Below are 16,486 nucleotides of genomic sequence, written 5' to 3'. Positions count from 1 at the left end.
AACTCCATCCTATTTAATATTTATTATATCGTTTCCAGCAGATATAGTTATTGTGGATATTACCTTCTTTTTATATCTAATTTCTATTTTTCCAGCACTAGTTATATATCCACTTTCAGATACTTTTATTCTATTTCCACCACTGAAATTGCTAACTAATATAACATCCTTTGGCATATAAACCTCTTTAAGTTTTGTGTTATATATAGATGGTGTAAACTCTATAGATTTATTTTTTTCATTTATTCTAACGTATCCTATCTCTGAATTCTTTCTACAATATCCTTTAGCATAACTAAATACATCTATTATTTCATAAATAGAGTTGTTTATTCCTTCTTTTTCCTTAATTATTTGAAATGATTTTATTAATTTTAACCCGCACCCCATAATAATCACTATAATAAGCATGGAAACCATAAGTTCTAATATCATAAAAGCCGGTTTTTTCTTCATTTTACTCCACCTAACAAGGCATCAAATAAAGGAATTATAAAAATTATTATAAATATCAATACAAGTCCAGCCATTAATAATATAGCAATAGGTTGAATTAGAGTCATCCATTTCTTAATATTAGAATTAACTTTATTCTCTAAATATGATGATAATGATCTTAATCTTTCATCCATTCCTCCACTAATTTCTCCAAGTTTTATCATAGAAACTGTATATTTAGAGTATCCATTTATATCCTCTAAACTTTCTCCTAAAGACTTTCCTTCCAATATTTTATCATTTATTATTACAAAGCTATTTTTAACATTCTTTCCTTTAAAACTTCTAGCACAATAATCTAATCCTTTAGATAAATTTATTCCACTGCTGGTTATAATGGATAATAATGAAATAAATATATATTCATTAAACGTATTTACTATATGTATTTTATTTAAAAAATTTTCTATATAATTCTTATATAAAATTCTAAATAATATAATTGGTAATACCATTCCCCATGAAATTATATATAAACTAGCTATTAATCTATTATCTTTAAAAAACTCAGCAAATTTGTACATTACTAAACAACTTGTAGGAACCTCCATACCAGAAGACAAATAAATATCATAAAAGCTTGGTATTACAAATAAAACTAGAAAAATTGCTAGAACTAACATGGATATTATAACAATAAAAGGATAACTTAAAGCATTTATTATAGTCTTTTTTATTAGCCCAATTTTCTTATAATACGCCTCTAAACACTTTAATACATTACTTAACTTTCCACTCTTTTCTCCTACTTCTACCATTGAAATAAAAAATTCAGGATATATATTTTTATGGTGTTTTAATGAATTTCCTAAGGATTCTCCATTTGTAATTAAATTCTTAATATCTTTTATACTTTCTATATATCTTTTAGGTAGAGGAACTTCTAAGAGCAAATCCATTATTAATAAAATATCTATTCCGTCATCGTAAAGTTTATAAATATTTTCAGCTATTATAGATAATGCTATATCACTTTTTCTATTTAAAATACCTTCTATATTTGCTTTCATTAAGCCCCTCCATCATTATGAAATTTTTAAAATCTACTTTAGTTATATCTCCTAATTTTAATAATTCTTCTAGTGAATCTAACATTTCGTCGTTATTTAAATAATTTATTTCCTGGAAAATATTTGAATATACTCTTTTTATATCATCATCTATAATACAAATTGATGCCACCATTTTTCTCCCTTTATACCCTGTATTATTACACTCAATACAACCACAACTTTCATATAAATTTATTTCTTCATTATTTACAATTTTCTTTTCACTAATAACCTTACATTTATTACATAATATCCTTATAAGCCTCTGAGATATTATTCCTACTAATGAATCCCTTATAAGATATGATTTCACTCCCATATCTTCAAGCCTTAAATAAACTTCTCTAGGAGTTTTACTATGAATAGTTGAATAAACTTTATGACCTGTTAATGCTGCACTTATGGCAATTTCAGCAGTTTCTTCATCTCTTATTTCTCCTACCATAATTGTATCTGGATCTTGTCTTAACACATTTCTAAGACCATTTGCAAAATTTATATTTGCTTTTCTATTTAAATTCATCTGATTTATACCCGGAATGATAGTTTCTATTGGATCTTCAAGAGTTGTTATGTTTATTTCATCATTATTAATATATTGAAGCATGGCATATAATGTTGTAGATTTCCCACTTCCAGTTGGTCCTGTTGCTATAAATAAGCCATTTTTTAAAGACATTATTTTTTTTAACTTTTCTAATTGCTTTATATTTAAATTTAAGCTGTCCATACTATAATTAAGCACTTTCCCATATAATATTCTTATAACTAATTTTTCACCATAAATAATAGGAATAGTTGATATTCTTAAACTATATTCTTTTTCATTTAAAGTTATAGAATATTTTCCATCTTGTGGCCTTCTCTTTTCTGTTATATCTACATTAGCTTTAATTTTTATCTTAGAAAGTAATATGTTATATTCATTATTTTTTATTTTTCTCTCCATAAATAAAATACCATCTACCCTAAATCGTATTACTACCTCTGAACCCCTAGGTTCCATATGAATATCTGATGCACTTAAATCTATTGCTTTTTTTAATATATCTAATTCTAAATCATCATTTTCCCCACTAAATGTTTTTTCTATAATAGAGTATATAATTTTTTCTTCTATCAATATAAATTTTATTTCACTATTGAATATGAAATTTAATTCTCTTTTTATTTCTTCACTTTCTTTTTTAGCTAAAGCTACTATTAGATTTTCTTCCCTATAAAGCGGTATAACTTTATTTTCCAATGCAAATTGTTTATTTATTTTTCTTGAAATATTTAAGTTAAGTTTATTTATAAACATATTATTTTCTTTCACATTCATCACCATTAAGATTTTTTACATTTATTGTAATTAGTATTCAAGTTAATTTATTAACTTTTTTTTAACAAAATAGAACCTATGACTTATTAGTCATAGGTTCTATTTTATATCAATAAAGTGATATTTACTTTCTTCTGTTGTTAAACTTGATACAGCTCCATCTATACATGTATAAACTTTTTCTTTAGAAAAATTTTCTGTACTTCCTATAAATAATATATTTCCTTCTGAATCACTAGAAAGTCCTTTTTCTAAATGTATTATATTAGGGAAATCAAATACTAGCCTTTTTACATTATTATCTTCTACTTTATATATAGAGTAATTATTATCTTTCATTTTTCCTAATATAAATATCCCTTTTTCCGTTTTTAAAATATCATTTACTTCTAAAATCTTATCAGTTAATTCATCTACATTTTTATTTAAATCTACTATCTTTAATATTCTCTTATTATTAACTGTTTGTTGAACAAAGATCACACCACCTGTAGTAGCTCTTAAAAACTGTATATACCCATTATCAAGTTTATATAAAATTTCTTCTTTTTCTTCTTTTATGTTATAGATAAAAATACCATTGTTTTTCTTATCATCTATCCCATAATAAACCAATTTATCGTCATCTACCCAGTCTATTAAAGTTCCAGAAATAGTAACATTACTATTAACTTCTATTTCTTTATTTGTTTTTATATCCTTAACTACTAATTCTAGATAAGTATCATCTTTAAAATACGAAAAATAACTACCATCTTTTGATAATTTAAGCCCCTTAGGATTAGCATAATCTATCGAAATATCTTTATCTTTTGCCACTATTCCATTTTTTCCTTGAGAATTATAAATATAATTCCCGGTCTCTAAGTCATAAGAAAGTATAACCTTTTCAGTTTCTATTTTAGAATATCCTTTTGGATCAAATTTATAATTATAATAGTTTCCATTTTCTTCTTTAACTATTGATCCTTTAGATACATCCAAACTTTCTATTGAATCATCTTTACTGTTACAACCAGTCAATATTAACCCCATAGATGTTAACCCAAATATTAAAAGGATGTATTTTTTGTTGATTTTCATTCTTTTACCTCTTCCATATAATGCTAATACTAATATAACCTTCTTATTATTTTATACTACACATATACATTTCTTCCTCTATATACTATTCTCCTTCAATATTATACTCTTGATTTTTATCTATAACAATAGCATATGACACATGAAATTATAATTTTAATAAAAACTCTTAATCTGCCTTAACCATTGATATAATACACAAATAAATGTTATACTGTTTTTAGTCTTATAACTAAAGAAAGGGTGAAAATAATGGCTTTAGATGGCATATACTTATATAATTTAGTTCAGAATTTAAATACCTTAATTTTAGATTCTAAAATTGATAAAATAAATCAACCTGAAAAAGATGAAATAATTTTAACATTAAGAAAAGATAGAAGAAATATAAAACTTTTAATTTCTGCTTCTTCTAAATTTCCAAGAATGCATTTAACAAATATAGTTAAAATAAATCCTCTTAAAGCACCTATGTTTACAATGGTTTTAAGAAAATATTTAATAGGTGGCAGAATAATTAATATACATCAAATAGATGGTGATAGAATTGTTAAGTTAGAAATTCAAGCAACTGATGAACTTGGATTTGATAGTAAATACTTTTTAATTATTGAAATTATGGGAAGACACAGTAATATCTCTCTTGTTAGAGAAAGAGATAATAAAGTTATGGAGTGTATAAAACATATTACCCCTGATATAAATACATTTAGAGTTCTATATCCTGGTGTAAATTATGTATATCCTCCTAAATCAAATAAAATAAATCCTTTTAACTTTACACTAGATGAATTAGACAGATTTATCAAAGAAAATAATATTAATATTTCAATTAATAAACTAATATTTACTGAAATTTTTACAGGTGTTAGCAAGCCTCTATCTATTTCTCTTTATAATTCTTTTATTGAAACTTATAAAAATTTTACGTCTATAAACATTTATGAATTTATAAGCAAATTTATATTTAATTTAGATAAAAATATATCTTATAAAATATACAAAAATAATAATATTTATAAAGACTTTTACTGCTTTTCTCTATCTAATTATGAAAAATCTATGTCTTCAATAGATTTTTCAAGTCCACATGAACTATTAGATGAATTCTTTGCTACAAAGGATAAGCAAGAAAGAATAAATAACAGATCAATAGATCTTCAAAGACTTATCCATACTAATATAGATAGGTGTACTAAAAAAGAAAAAAAATTAAATAATATTTTAAAGGAATGTGAAGAAAAAGAAGTATTTAGAATTAAAGCTGATTTACTTACTTCATATATATATACTATAAAAAAGGGTGATAAAGAAGTATCTTTATTAAATTTTTATAATGAAAATGAAGAGTATATTACTATATCTATAGATGAATATAAAACTCCTTCTGAAAATATTCAATGGTATTATAAGAAATATAATAAACTAAAGAAATCAGAGGAATCAGCTTTAGAACAACTTGAAAAAAATAAAGATGAATTGACTTATCTTAACTCTGTACTTACAAATATTTTAAATTGTGAAAATTATATTGAAATTGAAGATATAAAAAAAGAGCTTATTGAAACTGGCTATTTAAGATTCAGAAATAGAAATAAATCTTCTAAAAAGGATAAAACTTCTAAACCACTACACTTTATATCTTCTGAAGGTATAGATATTTATATAGGTAAAAATAATATTCAAAATGATTATTTAAGTTTAAAATTTGCAAATAAAAACTTTATGTGGTTTCATACTAAAAATATTCCAGGATCACATGTAATTGTTTGTACAGATGAAATAAAAGATAAAACTTTCGAAGAAGCCTCTATATTAGCTGCTTATTATAGTAAAGCTAAGGATTCTACAAAGGTTCCTGTAGATTATACAAAAGTTAGAAATTTAAAAAAACCAAATGGTTCAAAACCTGGAATGGTAATTTATCATACTAATTTTACAATATATGCTGAACCTTTAGACTTTAAATCACTTGTAATAGAAAATGGTAAAATAATAAAGTAAAAAAATAAACTATATTTAATTTGTTTTAAAACAAATTGAATATAGTTATTTTTATTTATATATGGTTAACCACCATATCTCCATTATTCTTAATTAAATTATTATCAAAATATTGATAATAATAACATTTTATTTTACCATTATATAGTTTTCTATTTTTGGATGATTTTCTACCAAAAGGTTTTTCAAATCCCTCAAATGAAGTTAAAATATTGTAATCCCATTCTGAAAATCTTCTTTTGTACATACCAAATGTCTCATAAAGTTTTTCAACTTCTTCTTTTTCTCCTAATCTTTCACCATAAGGAGGATTTGTTATTATAAATCCATTCTTATTACTATTTGAGAATTCATTAAAATCTCTTTTTTGGAATTCTATATAATCATAAACTCCAGCTTTCTGAGCATTACTTTTAGCAACCTTTAATATTCTTCCATCTATATCATATCCAATTAGTTTTATATCTTTATGCTTTATAGCTCTTTCCGCACCTTCTCTAACTTGTTCAAATATATCTTCATCCATAGTTGGCCAAGTCTCACAAGTAAAACTTCTACACATTCCTGGTGCTATATTTTGCATTATCATAGCTGCTTCAATTAAAATTGTTCCAGATCCACAAAAAGGATCTACTAAAAGAAAATCTTCTTTCCATCTTGATATAAGTACCATAGCTGCTGCTAAAGTCTCCTTTAGTGGAGCTGCTCCTGCTTCTTCTCTATATCCTCTTTTATGTAATCCTGGTCCTGATGTATCTATTGTTAATGTTACCTTATCTTTTAATATAGATACTTCTATTTTATATAAAGGACCTGACTCTTCAAAATGAGATATTCCATAAGATTCACTCATGCTATCTACAATAGACTTTTTAACTATTGATTGACAGTCTGGAACTGAGTGCAATGTTGATTTTACTGATTTTCCATTAACATGCATTATTCCATCTTTAGGTATCAACTCACTCCACTTAATCTTTTTAGTACCTTGAAACAATTCTTCAAAAGTCTTAGCTTCAAATTCTCCCATATTAATAAGAATTCTATCTGCAGTTCTTAAGTGAATATTTGCAATTGCTATATCCATTTCATCACCTGAAAAATATACTTTTCCATTCTCTGTTCTTAAATCTTCATATCCTAATGCTTTAAGTTCCTTTGCCGTTATACCTTCTAATCCAAAAGTAGTTGTTGCAATTAAATTATATTCCATTTTATTTGCTCCTTTTATAGCTTTTAATTCTCATAAATTTTTACAGAATCAACTCCATCAATTTCTTCTATTTCTACCGCAATAATTTCATTTTTTGAAGTTGGAATATTTTTCCCAACAAAATCCGCCCTTATAGGTAATTCTTTATGTCCTCTATCTATTAATACAGCCAATTGAATTTGATTTGGTCTTCCCTCATCTATTATAGCATCAATAGCAGCTCTTACTGTTCTACAAGTATACAGTACATCATCAATTAGTATTACTTTTTTTCCTTTTACCTGTATTCCACCAATATCTTTATTTTTAACCTTTGGCATATCCTTTATCTCTGTAACATCGTCTCTATATAAAGTTATATCTACGTATCCTACAGGAATATTTACTCCTTCAATATTTTCTATATTTTTTGCAATTCTTTTTGCTAATGGATATCCTCTTCTTTTAATACCAACTAAAACTACATCCTCTACACCTTTATTTCTTTCTATAATTTCATGTGATATTCTTATAAGACTTCTTTTAATTGCTTTATCATCTAATAAATTAGCCTTTAAATTCATTAAATTCTCCTCCCTATTTTCTTAATTCTTTTAATAATTTATTATAGTATTCTGGAAGTTCTGAGTTAAATTCAATATATGTACTAAATCTTGGATGTATAAATCCCAAAGTTTTAGCATGCAAAGCCTGCCCAATAAGATTAAATTTTTGCTTTTTTAATCCATATAAAGCATCTCCTATTAACGGATGCCCAATAGATGCCATATGCACCCTTATCTGATGAGTTCTTCCAGTTTCTAAAGTACACTTAACTAATGAAATATTTGTATTATACTGCTCTAATACTTCATAATGAGTTACTGCTCTCTTACCATCTTCAACAATTGCAATCTTTAGCCTATCTTTCTTATTTCTACCTAAAGGTTTATCTATTGTACCTCTAGTATTTACAAACTTACCATTAACTAATGCATAATACTCCCTTTTTATACTATGTTCCTTAAACTGAGCTGCTAAGTTATTATGTGCTTCATCATTTTTGGCAACTACTAATATTCCTGATGTATCCTTATCAATTCTATGAACTATACCAGGTCGTATTACTCCATTTATTCCAGATAAATCTTTACAGTGATATAATAATGCATTTACTAATGTACCTGTATAATTACCTGGTGCTGGATGAACCACCATTCCTTGAGGCTTATTTACAACAATAATATCCTCATCTTCATATATTATATCTAACGGAATATCCTCAGGATCAACCTCTAATATTGTTGCCTCTGGTATCTTCACTATAACTTCATCATCTATTTTAAGTTTATAGTTACTTTTTACAATCTTTCCATTAACTGAAACTCCTTTATCATCAATTATTCCTTGTATAAAAGATCTTGATTTTCCATCTATAACTTCTGAAAGGTATTTGTCTATTCTACTATTTTTATATTTTTCTTCTATCTTAAAAATAAATTCATTCATAAATAGAATTCTCCGTTTCTATATGTAATTCCTAAAACATTATAATATATTAATAAATCTTACTCAATACATAAAAGATTAATTAATTTTCTTTATAAAGAAAAAAATCCGTAAAAACGGATTTTTAATTATTTTTTAGCAAAAAAACTTTTTATTTCTTCCATATCTTCTGTACAAGCTTCTTCAGAAACTATTTCTATGGCTGCTTCAGATAATTGAATATTTTTTTCTTCAACTGCTTCCTCAACAGGCTCTGCAACACTGTAGTTTTTAGTAAGATCTCTTTCTAACTCATCAAATGTTTCAGTTTGAGTATTCATAAAATTCCTAAATTTCGCCCTAAACTTTATAAACTCTTGTCTTACTTTTTCATACTCATCATTTATGCTAATTACATCAGTATGAGCTTTATCTACTATTTTTTGAGCTGTTTCATTGGCATTTTTTATTATTATTTCTGCTTCTTTTTGAGAATTTTCTCTTGCTTGTTCTGCTGCATTTTGAGCTAAGAGAAGAGTATTTTGAATAGTATTTTCTATTTTTGAATAATGTTCTAGCTGATCATTTGATCTTGCTAGACTTTCTTTTAATCTTGAATTTTCTTTATATACTTCCTCATAATTTTCAACTATTTCATCTAAAAATTCATCAACTTCTTCTTGACTATATCCTCTTAGTACTTTCTTAAACTCCTTATTGTTTATATCCATTGGAGTAAGCTTCATATTCAATCACCTCTAAAATCTATGTATATTTTTTTATAATCACTCTCTGTTTACCACTTTTAGTTTCACCAATAATATCACCTACAATAAATTTTCCAATTCCTCTAATTGTTATTCTAAAATCTGTTTGTACTTCTTGATTTTTGTTTACTACTTTCGAGTAGTTAAGAAAAACCATTCCAGAATCAATTAATTGAAGTGACTTTCCTCTAGAAATTTTTGCAATCTTCGAAACAAAACTATCTATTCTAAGCGATGATACAATTAAAACTTCTTCATTAAAACAACTTTCTGGCACTTCCTCAAAGTTATCTACTATTTTCACTTCAACTGATGCCTTACCTATATTAGATAAGTTTATATATATATAATTCCCTATTTCCTCTATAACTGGTACAAAAGCTCTATTTTCATGGACTTTTATATCACCAAGTTTTTCCCTTTCAATTCCTAATGAAAGAATAGCCCCTAAATAATCTCTATGAGTTAAATTAACAAATTTAGATTTATTTATAATTTCTAATACTATAAAAGGATATTGTAAATCATAATGATTATTGAATGATATTATTCTTCTTTCACTTTCAGAAAAGAAACCTGAAGTTTCCACCTTTAAAATTTTAGAATTATAGTTTTCAACAAAAAAACTCCATATATTAGGAGGATAAAAAGAACTTGTAAATACAGTAAAGTCCTTTTCTGAAGCTAATTTAAGCTTCTCATAAACCTTAATAGCATCAAAGCTCTCTTCTTTAGAAAAGGACTTTAAAATATATTCTTTATTAATCATAATGGAAGTACCGTAAAGATAATACTTCTCAATATATTAATAAATATTAACGCAAACATAGGCGAAAAATCTATCATGCTATTTGAAAAAATATTTTGTTGAATTCTTCTAAAAGGTTCTATAATAGGATTATTGAAAGTTACTATCAATTCATATATTTTATTTTCTCTCATTCCTGGAATCCAGGATAATAGAACCTCTGCTAAAATTGTAAATTCTAATAATCTTACTAATAGATTTACAATAATAATAATAATGCCTATGTCAATCCCCTCCTACTTAGTCCAATTAAACAACGCCTTTGAACTTAATTCATTTTTTAATTCATTAGTTACTTCAACATTGGAAGGTGATAATAAATATACCCTTTGCTCTATTTCCTGTAAAGTAGCTCCTAATACATAACATGAGCCACTTATAAAGTCTACCAATCTTTGAGCAATTTTCGTTTCTAATCCTGTTGCATTTACTAATACTATTTTCCTAGCCTTTATTGCATCTGCAATTTCTCTAGCATCATCATAACCAACTGGTTTAGTTACCATAACCTTTGCTGTTGCTGCTGAATGGATATTAACTACTTTAGATCCTTTTTGTTTTGAAATTATAGGTTCTATATCTTCTTCTTCTTCTTCGATGTCATCATCTTCGAATTCATCGAATTCGTCTTCATAATCCCCCATTCCTATTAAATCTTTAAATTTTCCAAACATGTTGCCCATATTTAATCCCCCTATATGTTTCTTTTTCCAAATATGCCTGATCCAATCCTTACTAGGTTAGATCCTTCCTCAATAGCAATTTCATAATCATTTGTCATTCCCATTGAAAGTATTTCCATAGATATATTTTTATATTTATTTTGTTTTATACTATTGAAAATCTTTTTTGTTTCTTTAAAGTAAATTCTGTTACTTTTATCGTTTCCTTTTGGAATAATTACCATTATTCCTTTAACTTTAACAAAGTTACACTTTTCTACAGCCTCTATCATATTATCTAGCTCTTCTATTAAAACTCCACCCTTGCTTTCTTCTCTTCCAATATTTATTTGTATTAATGTATTTGCCACTAGATTCTTTTTTGAAAATTCATTCTCTATTTTTTCAAGTAATTTTAAACTTGAAAGAGAATGTATAAGAGTAACTTTTCCTACTAGATATTTAACCTTATTTACTTGTAAATTACCTATAAAATGCCATCTTACATCTTTATGAAAAACCTCTTCCTTTGCTATTAGCTCTTGAACTTTATTTTCTCCAAAATCTCTTATGCCACTTTTATAAGCTTTTTCTAAATCTTCTAGTGGTTTGGTTTTTGAGACTGCCAAAAGCAAAACATCTCTTGAAATATTTTTCATTATACTCTTAACCTTATCTTCAATCTCCAAAATGTCCCTCCCCTACGTAGATTTATTATAATTTAATATTCTACAAAAATTTGATATTTCCTCTATTTTTAAGTAAATTTTAATTTCCTTCATATCTCTTCATATATTTTGTTTCTAAATTTTGTATTGCTCCTGGAATTACTATTTCATCTCTTACTTCAATTTCTACTTTCAACTCTCTTAAAATTAACTTTTTAATATGGCTATCCTCCGATAAAAGCGCTGTCTTTATCTGTTCTGGCTCTCCAATTATATATATATAAAATGGAGCTTGCTCCAATGAATCATCATTAAAACCTATAAAAGCCCAATTACATATTACCCCAGTTAATGGCAATACTCTATGTTTATTTACTGCCATAGCTTCTCCACCGGCTTTTCTAGCCTCATTTAAAACTAAAGCCATATCACTATCATGCAAAATTTTTCTCCACGTTTCAAATTGCGTGTCTTGTTTAAGATCAATATTGCCATCTGTTATTTTAAGTACTACACCTGGCCCCTTAACTTCACTAACCCCTACTAACCTACCATAATCTTTAACTTGATTTTTCATATCCTCAAAAATTTTTTCTTGTCTTTCATCATCATGACTATAGTTATTTATTTTCTCCTGGTTTTTAATATTTTCTTCCTTTAATGCTTCAACTTCTTTATATAGTTGATTCTTTTCATCTATAGCCTTTTTATACTCAACTGCATTTAACTGTATCATACTTTGCTTATTATTAAGATCCATGCTATTAACTATAAAAAAGCCAAGAACTATTGATCCTAAAAATATAAGTGCCTTTCCAGTTAACCTCTTCATTTCATCCCTCTCTTATATGCCTTTGCCTTTTCAATAGCTAATCTTCTTATAGTAGCGAAATTATCAAATATTCTGCTACCAAATACTATTACCGCTGCTATATATACAGGAATTCCAAGTTTATCTCCAAGGTATGCAAGTCCTGCTGCTAACGCTGCATTTCCAAAGAAACCCGATATAAATATATCAGCTTTAAATGTTTTAGACATTGAAGCTCTAACAGCTCCAAATACTGAATCTAAGCAAGCAAGTATTGCTACCGACATATAAGGTGAAAAAGTATCTGGTATATTTACATCTAATAAAAGTCCTAAAAGTACCCCCAAAAGTAAACCAATAAATGCTATCATTTCTTTTCCTCCTTAATTCGTTGGTTTTATAAACTCTGATTTAAGAGATTGTGTTGTCTTATTTATGATAATATCATCACTATTTTTAACTTCTGTATTATAGTTTTGAAGTGCACCATAATCAAGTGAACCTGGGAAAGTCATACCTACATTTAATTTTTCTTTTTCTCCTATAGCCTTAATTACAATTTTATCCTTAGGATCTACTTTTCCAGCTGAACCAATCCAAATATAATTACCTGAGTTTTTTATACCAGTTTGGGGAGTTATTCTAAAATCATTTATTGATATAGCCTCCGCTCTTGAATACCATAGTAAATTTACAATATGGACTAATTCTTCTTCACTAATATCCCTTTTAGTTTCATTTGCATTTGAGCCAAAAATATTGGTCTTAGGTGTTATTGTTATAACAATTCCTGGTCCCTTAACATCTACTAATCCTAAATGCATTCTAGTATTATCCAATTGTTTCTTAATTTCTCCTTCAACTTCTCCTTTTTTAGCTGCTGCTTCTTCTAAAGTTTTTAATTGCTCTGATAATGTACTATTTGATTTTACTAATTCTTCTTTTTCTTTCTTTAAACTATCAATTTCTGCCACTATATTTGAATTCTTAACATTTGAATTTATTTGATCTTTTTTAATTAAAAGTTTAAATTGATGTGCAAGTAGAAATCCTAATAATGCACATACTATTGCTACTACTATTTGTGAATTAGCTTTCCTCATATTCTACCCCCTTTTAACTTTCTTGTTTTATTACTGGCGGTCCATCAAAACTTAAATCTATATATCCTTTAGTAATGACTCCTTGATCAATTGCATTGAGCACTAAATTCATCTTCTCTACTAATTTATCTGTATTACCTAAAAATACCTTAACATCTTTTATATTAATTTTTATATTTGTTATGTCCTCTACATTTAAACTTTCTATTTTATGTTCAGGAGGCATATTTTCTATTATTGGATAAAAATCACTTAATATCTTATTTAAATGCTTATTCTCAACTATAGTTTCTCCAATATCTTTTCCATTATCTTTAACTCCTATTAGTTTGACTAAATTCCTTCCTTCTACACTAGAAACCTTCTCAACTAAAGTTAAATTATTATTTACTATCTTTTTAGTATCTCCTTCTTCAATGTAAAAGGCTATCTTATTTTCTTTTATAATTATATTTAAAGCATTAATCCCCTTCTTCTTAACTACAACATCACTCACATAAGGATTCTTCTTAACTTCATCTTTAATTTCATTATAGTTTACAGTAAAAATATTTTTCCCCTTAAAAGTACTTAAGCTCTCTTCAAGTTCATCTTTATTTAATGTTACTATTCCTTCAACGCTAATACTCTTTATATTAAATATAGATGACTTGTAAGCAAAAATTATCATAGCAACTATAATTATAAATATTGCTAGGGCAAATCTTTTAACTGCCTTTCTCTTCTTTTTTTTTCTTATAAATTCTTGTGCCTTTTTATTCATATCTCTCTCTCTTCTATAAATATAATTTATTATAATAATACCACTTTTTTTACATTTTTTCATTACTATTTTGTTAAGTTTTTATCGTAACCATAAAAAAAATAACACCCTAAATAAGGTGTTATTTTAAAAACTTTTCTTCTTTTCCTTGTGTCTGCCTAGATATGTTTAAAAGTATTCCCATGGCCATCATATTAATTACTAAGGAAGTTCCTCCATAACTTATAAATGGCATTGGTACACCTGTTACTGGCATTGATCCAGTAACAACAGCTATATTTATTATAGCTTGAACTGCAATTATTGATGTTATTCCTACGGCTAATAAAGTTCCATAAGTATCTCTTGCCTTCATTGAAACGCTTATTCCTCTCCAAATAAAGAATAGAAATAATCCCATAATACATAAGCATCCTATAAGACCTAATTCTTCTCCTATAATTGAAAATATAAAATCATTATGTGGTTCTGGCATATATAATGTTTTTTGCCTTGATTGACCTAAACCTAATCCAGTAATTCCACCAGCTCCCAATGCATAAAAAGATTGTATTAACTGATAACCATCTCCAGCTGCATCTTGCCATGGATTAGTAAAATTCATAAGTCTTGCCATTCTATAAGGCTCTAGCACTATAAAAGCACCAACAGCTGCCAACAGAGCTGGAGCTAACTTACCAAATAAATCCTTTATCCTTCCTCCGCCTACAAATAACATTATAAATGTAACTATCATTATTATTGAAGCTATACTTAAATTCTTTTGAGCAAGTACTAAAGCAGCAAATCCTCCTGATACCGCTAGATAGGGAATTATACCTGTTGAAAACTTTTTAATGCCATCACCCTTCATATCTATACTTTTAGCTAAAAATATTACAACAACATATTTAGCAAGCTCTGATGGTTGAAATGATGCAGGTCCTAATTGTATCCATCTCTTAGCTCCATTTACAGCTGGAAAAAGATGAACTGCTAAAAGCAATGGTACTGTAATTATCATTAAAAACTTTGTATAACCTCTTAATTTATGATAATCTATGGTCATCATAAACACCATTGATAGTAATCCTAATGTTGCCCATACTATTTGTCTTTTAAGATAGAACATGCTATCTCCTTCTTTAAACATTGCATAATATGAACTTGCAGAATATACCATAACCACTCCAATTGCCAAAAGAATTAAAATAGCATAAAAAATTCCATAGTCTATTTCACCCATTTTTCTTTTGAACCTAGTTTTCTTCATGAAAAACTCCTCCAAATCAATTGATTAAAGAGCTATAAAGCCAATAAAACATAAAAGCACTGTTATAACAGCAAACACTGTAACGATTTTTGTTTCATTCCATCCCACTTGTTCAAAGTGATGATGAATCGGTGCCATTTTGAATAATCTTTTTCCTCTTAGCTTGTATGATCCAACTTGTAGTATAACAGATATTGTTTCTATAACATATATTCCACCTACTATGAATAAAATTATTGGTAATTCTAAAACTAATGCTATAGTTGCTATTGCACCTCCAATAGCAAGTGATCCAGTATCACCCATAAATACTTTAGCAGGATAAGCGTTATATTTTAAAAACCCTAATAATCCACCTGTTAAAGCTATAGAAAATATAGCAATTGATTCTTGCTTCATAGTAAAGGCTACTACTGTAAAAAATGTAAGTACTAAAACTGTTACTGTAGAAGCCAATCCATCCAATCCATCTGTAAGATTTACAGCATTTGTCGCTCCTGCATAATATACTATAACAAAAGGTATATATAGAATACCTAAGGGAATTTCAGTTCCTATAAATGGTATTTTAAGATTTGTTCCTAAATTATAATATCCATAAATAGCAATTGCACTAGAGAAAATCAAAAGTAAAAGCATCTTTTGCCACGCCTTTAACCCTTCACTTTCTTTTTTCACTATTTTTAACATGTCATCTAAGAACCCTATAAACCCAAATGCTATAAATGAATATAATGCAATCATTGCTTCATCTGTTGGATTAAAATGCATTATTATCATAGTGATAGTTGTAGATAAAATAAATATTACTCCTCCCATTGTTGGAGTTCCAGCTTTTTTTAAATGACTTTGTGGCCCTTCTTTTCTTATATTTTGACCAAACTTTAATCTTCTAAGTATTGGTATTGTAATCGGCCCTAGCACTAAGGATATTAAAAGTCCAACTATTAATGCTATAGACAAATTTGATGTTAATATATCTATTAATTTATCCCCCATGTTCCGCTGCTA

The 16,486-nt window shown here is 27.0% G+C and carries 19 protein-coding genes; 1 reads left to right on the top strand and 18 read right to left on the bottom strand.

Annotation, left to right across the window (positions count from 1 at the left end; all coding sequences use genetic code 11):
• Positions 1-9 precede the first annotated feature (9 nt).
• The 4 genes from CP523_RS14995 to CP523_RS14980 form a co-directional block, all read right to left on the bottom strand.
• The gene (locus CP523_RS14995) at positions 10-456 is read right to left on the bottom strand and encodes a type II secretion system protein (RefSeq protein WP_066676056.1); all 447 of its coding nucleotides are present in this window, start codon (positions 454-456) and stop codon (positions 10-12) included.
• Positions 453-1,508 carry a type II secretion system F family protein gene (locus tag CP523_RS14990; protein ID WP_066676058.1) on the bottom strand — a complete coding sequence of 352 codons (1,056 nt, stop codon included), beginning with the start codon at positions 1,506-1,508 and terminating at the stop codon, positions 453-455. Before CP523_RS14990 ends, CP523_RS14995 begins: the two co-directional genes overlap by 4 nt.
• Positions 1,477-2,868 (bottom strand): GspE/PulE family protein, encoded by a 1,392-nt coding sequence (locus CP523_RS14985; protein WP_409334525.1) that lies wholly within the window; start codon positions 2,866-2,868, stop codon positions 1,477-1,479. The genes CP523_RS14990 and CP523_RS14985 overlap by 32 nt, the downstream gene beginning before the upstream one ends.
• A 105-nt stretch (positions 2,869-2,973) precedes the next feature.
• Entirely contained in the window at positions 2,974-3,957 is a 984-nt protein-coding gene (locus CP523_RS14980) for a hypothetical protein (RefSeq protein WP_120141005.1), read from the bottom strand.
• 252 nt (positions 3,958-4,209) lie between these two features.
• On the opposite strand from CP523_RS14980, the gene CP523_RS14975 reads away from it, so the two are divergent.
• A complete protein-coding gene (locus CP523_RS14975; protein WP_120141004.1) occupies positions 4,210-5,961 on the top strand; it encodes an Rqc2 family fibronectin-binding protein in 1,752 nt (583 codons plus the stop codon).
• A gap of 55 nt (positions 5,962-6,016) precedes the next feature.
• Here the strand turns inward: CP523_RS14975 and CP523_RS14970 are convergent, their stop codons facing one another.
• The 14 genes from CP523_RS14970 to mraY form a co-directional block, all read right to left on the bottom strand.
• Positions 6,017-7,174 (bottom strand): THUMP domain-containing class I SAM-dependent RNA methyltransferase, encoded by a 1,158-nt coding sequence (locus tag CP523_RS14970; RefSeq protein WP_066676064.1) that lies wholly within the window; start codon positions 7,172-7,174, stop codon positions 6,017-6,019.
• Between the two features lie 23 nt (positions 7,175-7,197).
• Positions 7,198-7,737, bottom strand: coding sequence for a bifunctional pyr operon transcriptional regulator/uracil phosphoribosyltransferase PyrR (gene pyrR, locus CP523_RS14965; RefSeq protein WP_066676066.1), 540 nt, complete (start codon positions 7,735-7,737; stop codon positions 7,198-7,200).
• A gap of 13 nt (positions 7,738-7,750) precedes the next feature.
• Complete coding sequence (locus tag CP523_RS14960) at positions 7,751-8,662, bottom strand: RluA family pseudouridine synthase (protein ID WP_066676067.1); 912 nt, start codon at positions 8,660-8,662, stop codon at positions 7,751-7,753.
• A gap of 128 nt (positions 8,663-8,790) precedes the next feature.
• Positions 8,791-9,387: a DivIVA domain-containing protein gene (locus CP523_RS14955; protein WP_066676070.1), complete on the bottom strand. Its 597-nt coding sequence runs from the start codon at positions 9,385-9,387 to the stop codon at positions 8,791-8,793.
• Positions 9,388-9,406: 19 nt separating this feature from the next.
• Positions 9,407-10,177 carry a YlmH/Sll1252 family protein gene (locus CP523_RS14950; RefSeq protein ID WP_120141003.1) on the bottom strand — a complete coding sequence of 257 codons (771 nt, stop codon included), beginning with the start codon at positions 10,175-10,177 and terminating at the stop codon, positions 9,407-9,409.
• Positions 10,174-10,422 (bottom strand): YggT family protein, encoded by a 249-nt coding sequence (locus tag CP523_RS14945; RefSeq protein ID WP_227909607.1) that lies wholly within the window; start codon positions 10,420-10,422, stop codon positions 10,174-10,176. The genes CP523_RS14950 and CP523_RS14945 overlap by 4 nt, the downstream gene beginning before the upstream one ends.
• Before the next feature lie 30 nt (positions 10,423-10,452).
• Positions 10,453-10,899 carry a cell division protein SepF gene (locus tag CP523_RS14940; RefSeq protein WP_066676074.1) on the bottom strand — a complete coding sequence of 149 codons (447 nt, stop codon included), beginning with the start codon at positions 10,897-10,899 and terminating at the stop codon, positions 10,453-10,455.
• 11 nt (positions 10,900-10,910) lie between these two features.
• Positions 10,911-11,537, bottom strand: a complete 627-nt coding sequence (locus CP523_RS14935; RefSeq protein ID WP_391489222.1) for a YggS family pyridoxal phosphate-dependent enzyme — start codon at positions 11,535-11,537, stop codon at positions 10,911-10,913.
• A gap of 109 nt (positions 11,538-11,646) precedes the next feature.
• On the bottom strand, positions 11,647-12,378 hold the full coding sequence (locus CP523_RS14930) for a DUF881 domain-containing protein (protein WP_066676078.1): 732 nt from the start codon (positions 12,376-12,378) through the stop codon (positions 11,647-11,649).
• On the bottom strand, positions 12,375-12,728 hold the full coding sequence (locus CP523_RS14925; protein WP_066676083.1) for a small basic family protein: 354 nt from the start codon (positions 12,726-12,728) through the stop codon (positions 12,375-12,377). Before CP523_RS14925 ends, CP523_RS14930 begins: the two co-directional genes overlap by 4 nt.
• Positions 12,729-12,740: 12 nt before the next feature.
• The gene (locus CP523_RS14920) at positions 12,741-13,460 is read right to left on the bottom strand and encodes a DUF881 domain-containing protein (RefSeq protein ID WP_066676085.1); all 720 of its coding nucleotides are present in this window, start codon (positions 13,458-13,460) and stop codon (positions 12,741-12,743) included.
• Between the two features lie 13 nt (positions 13,461-13,473).
• Positions 13,474-14,223: a cell division protein FtsQ/DivIB gene (locus CP523_RS14915; RefSeq protein ID WP_066676087.1), complete on the bottom strand. Its 750-nt coding sequence runs from the start codon at positions 14,221-14,223 to the stop codon at positions 13,474-13,476.
• Positions 14,224-14,344: 121 nt separating this feature from the next.
• A complete protein-coding gene (gene spoVE / locus CP523_RS14910; RefSeq protein WP_066676088.1) occupies positions 14,345-15,475 on the bottom strand; it encodes a stage V sporulation protein E in 1,131 nt (376 codons plus the stop codon).
• Positions 15,476-15,499: 24 nt separating this feature from the next.
• Entirely contained in the window at positions 15,500-16,474 is a 975-nt protein-coding gene (gene mraY / locus CP523_RS14905; RefSeq protein ID WP_120141002.1) for a phospho-N-acetylmuramoyl-pentapeptide-transferase, read from the bottom strand.
• Positions 16,475-16,486 lie beyond the last annotated feature (12 nt).

Origin of the sequence: Clostridium septicum, assembly GCF_003606265.1 — a bacterium.
GTDB classification, from domain to species: domain Bacteria; phylum Bacillota; class Clostridia; order Clostridiales; family Clostridiaceae; genus Clostridium; species Clostridium septicum.
This window is presented reverse-complemented; position numbering and strand designations above follow the sequence as displayed.

Bases quoted from the DNA above. Each gene is read 5' to 3' on its own strand.
- CP523_RS14995 (WP_066676056.1), bottom strand. From the start codon at position 456: ATGAAGAAAAAACCGGCTTTTATGATATTAGAACTTATGGTTTCCATG.
- CP523_RS14990 (WP_066676058.1), bottom strand. From the start codon at position 1,508: ATGAAAGCAAATATAGAAGGTATTTTAAATAGAAAAAGTGATATAGCA.
- CP523_RS14980 (WP_120141005.1), bottom strand. From the start codon at position 3,957: ATGAAAATCAACAAAAAATACATCCTTTTAATATTTGGGTTAACATCT.
- CP523_RS14975 (WP_120141004.1), top strand. From the start codon at position 4,210: ATGGCTTTAGATGGCATATACTTATATAATTTAGTTCAGAATTTAAAT.
- CP523_RS14970 (WP_066676064.1), bottom strand. From the start codon at position 7,174: ATGGAATATAATTTAATTGCAACAACTACTTTTGGATTAGAAGGTATA.
- pyrR (WP_066676066.1), bottom strand. From the start codon at position 7,737: ATGAATTTAAAGGCTAATTTATTAGATGATAAAGCAATTAAAAGAAGT.
- CP523_RS14960 (WP_066676067.1), bottom strand. From the start codon at position 8,662: ATGAATGAATTTATTTTTAAGATAGAAGAAAAATATAAAAATAGTAGA.
- CP523_RS14955 (WP_066676070.1), bottom strand. From the start codon at position 9,387: ATGAAGCTTACTCCAATGGATATAAACAATAAGGAGTTTAAGAAAGTA.
- CP523_RS14950 (WP_120141003.1), bottom strand. From the start codon at position 10,177: ATGATTAATAAAGAATATATTTTAAAGTCCTTTTCTAAAGAAGAGAGC.
- CP523_RS14940 (WP_066676074.1), bottom strand. From the start codon at position 10,899: ATGGGCAACATGTTTGGAAAATTTAAAGATTTAATAGGAATGGGGGAT.
- CP523_RS14935 (WP_391489222.1), bottom strand. From the start codon at position 11,537: ATGAAAAATATTTCAAGAGATGTTTTGCTTTTGGCAGTCTCAAAAACC.
- CP523_RS14930 (WP_066676078.1), bottom strand. From the start codon at position 12,378: ATGAAGAGGTTAACTGGAAAGGCACTTATATTTTTAGGATCAATAGTT.
- CP523_RS14925 (WP_066676083.1), bottom strand. From the start codon at position 12,728: ATGATAGCATTTATTGGTTTACTTTTGGGGGTACTTTTAGGACTTTTA.
- CP523_RS14920 (WP_066676085.1), bottom strand. From the start codon at position 13,460: ATGAGGAAAGCTAATTCACAAATAGTAGTAGCAATAGTATGTGCATTA.
- CP523_RS14915 (WP_066676087.1), bottom strand. From the start codon at position 14,223: ATGAATAAAAAGGCACAAGAATTTATAAGAAAAAAAAAGAAGAGAAAG.
- spoVE (WP_066676088.1), bottom strand. From the start codon at position 15,475: ATGAAGAAAACTAGGTTCAAAAGAAAAATGGGTGAAATAGACTATGGA.
- mraY (WP_120141002.1), bottom strand. From the start codon at position 16,474: ATGGGGGATAAATTAATAGATATATTAACATCAAATTTGTCTATAGCA.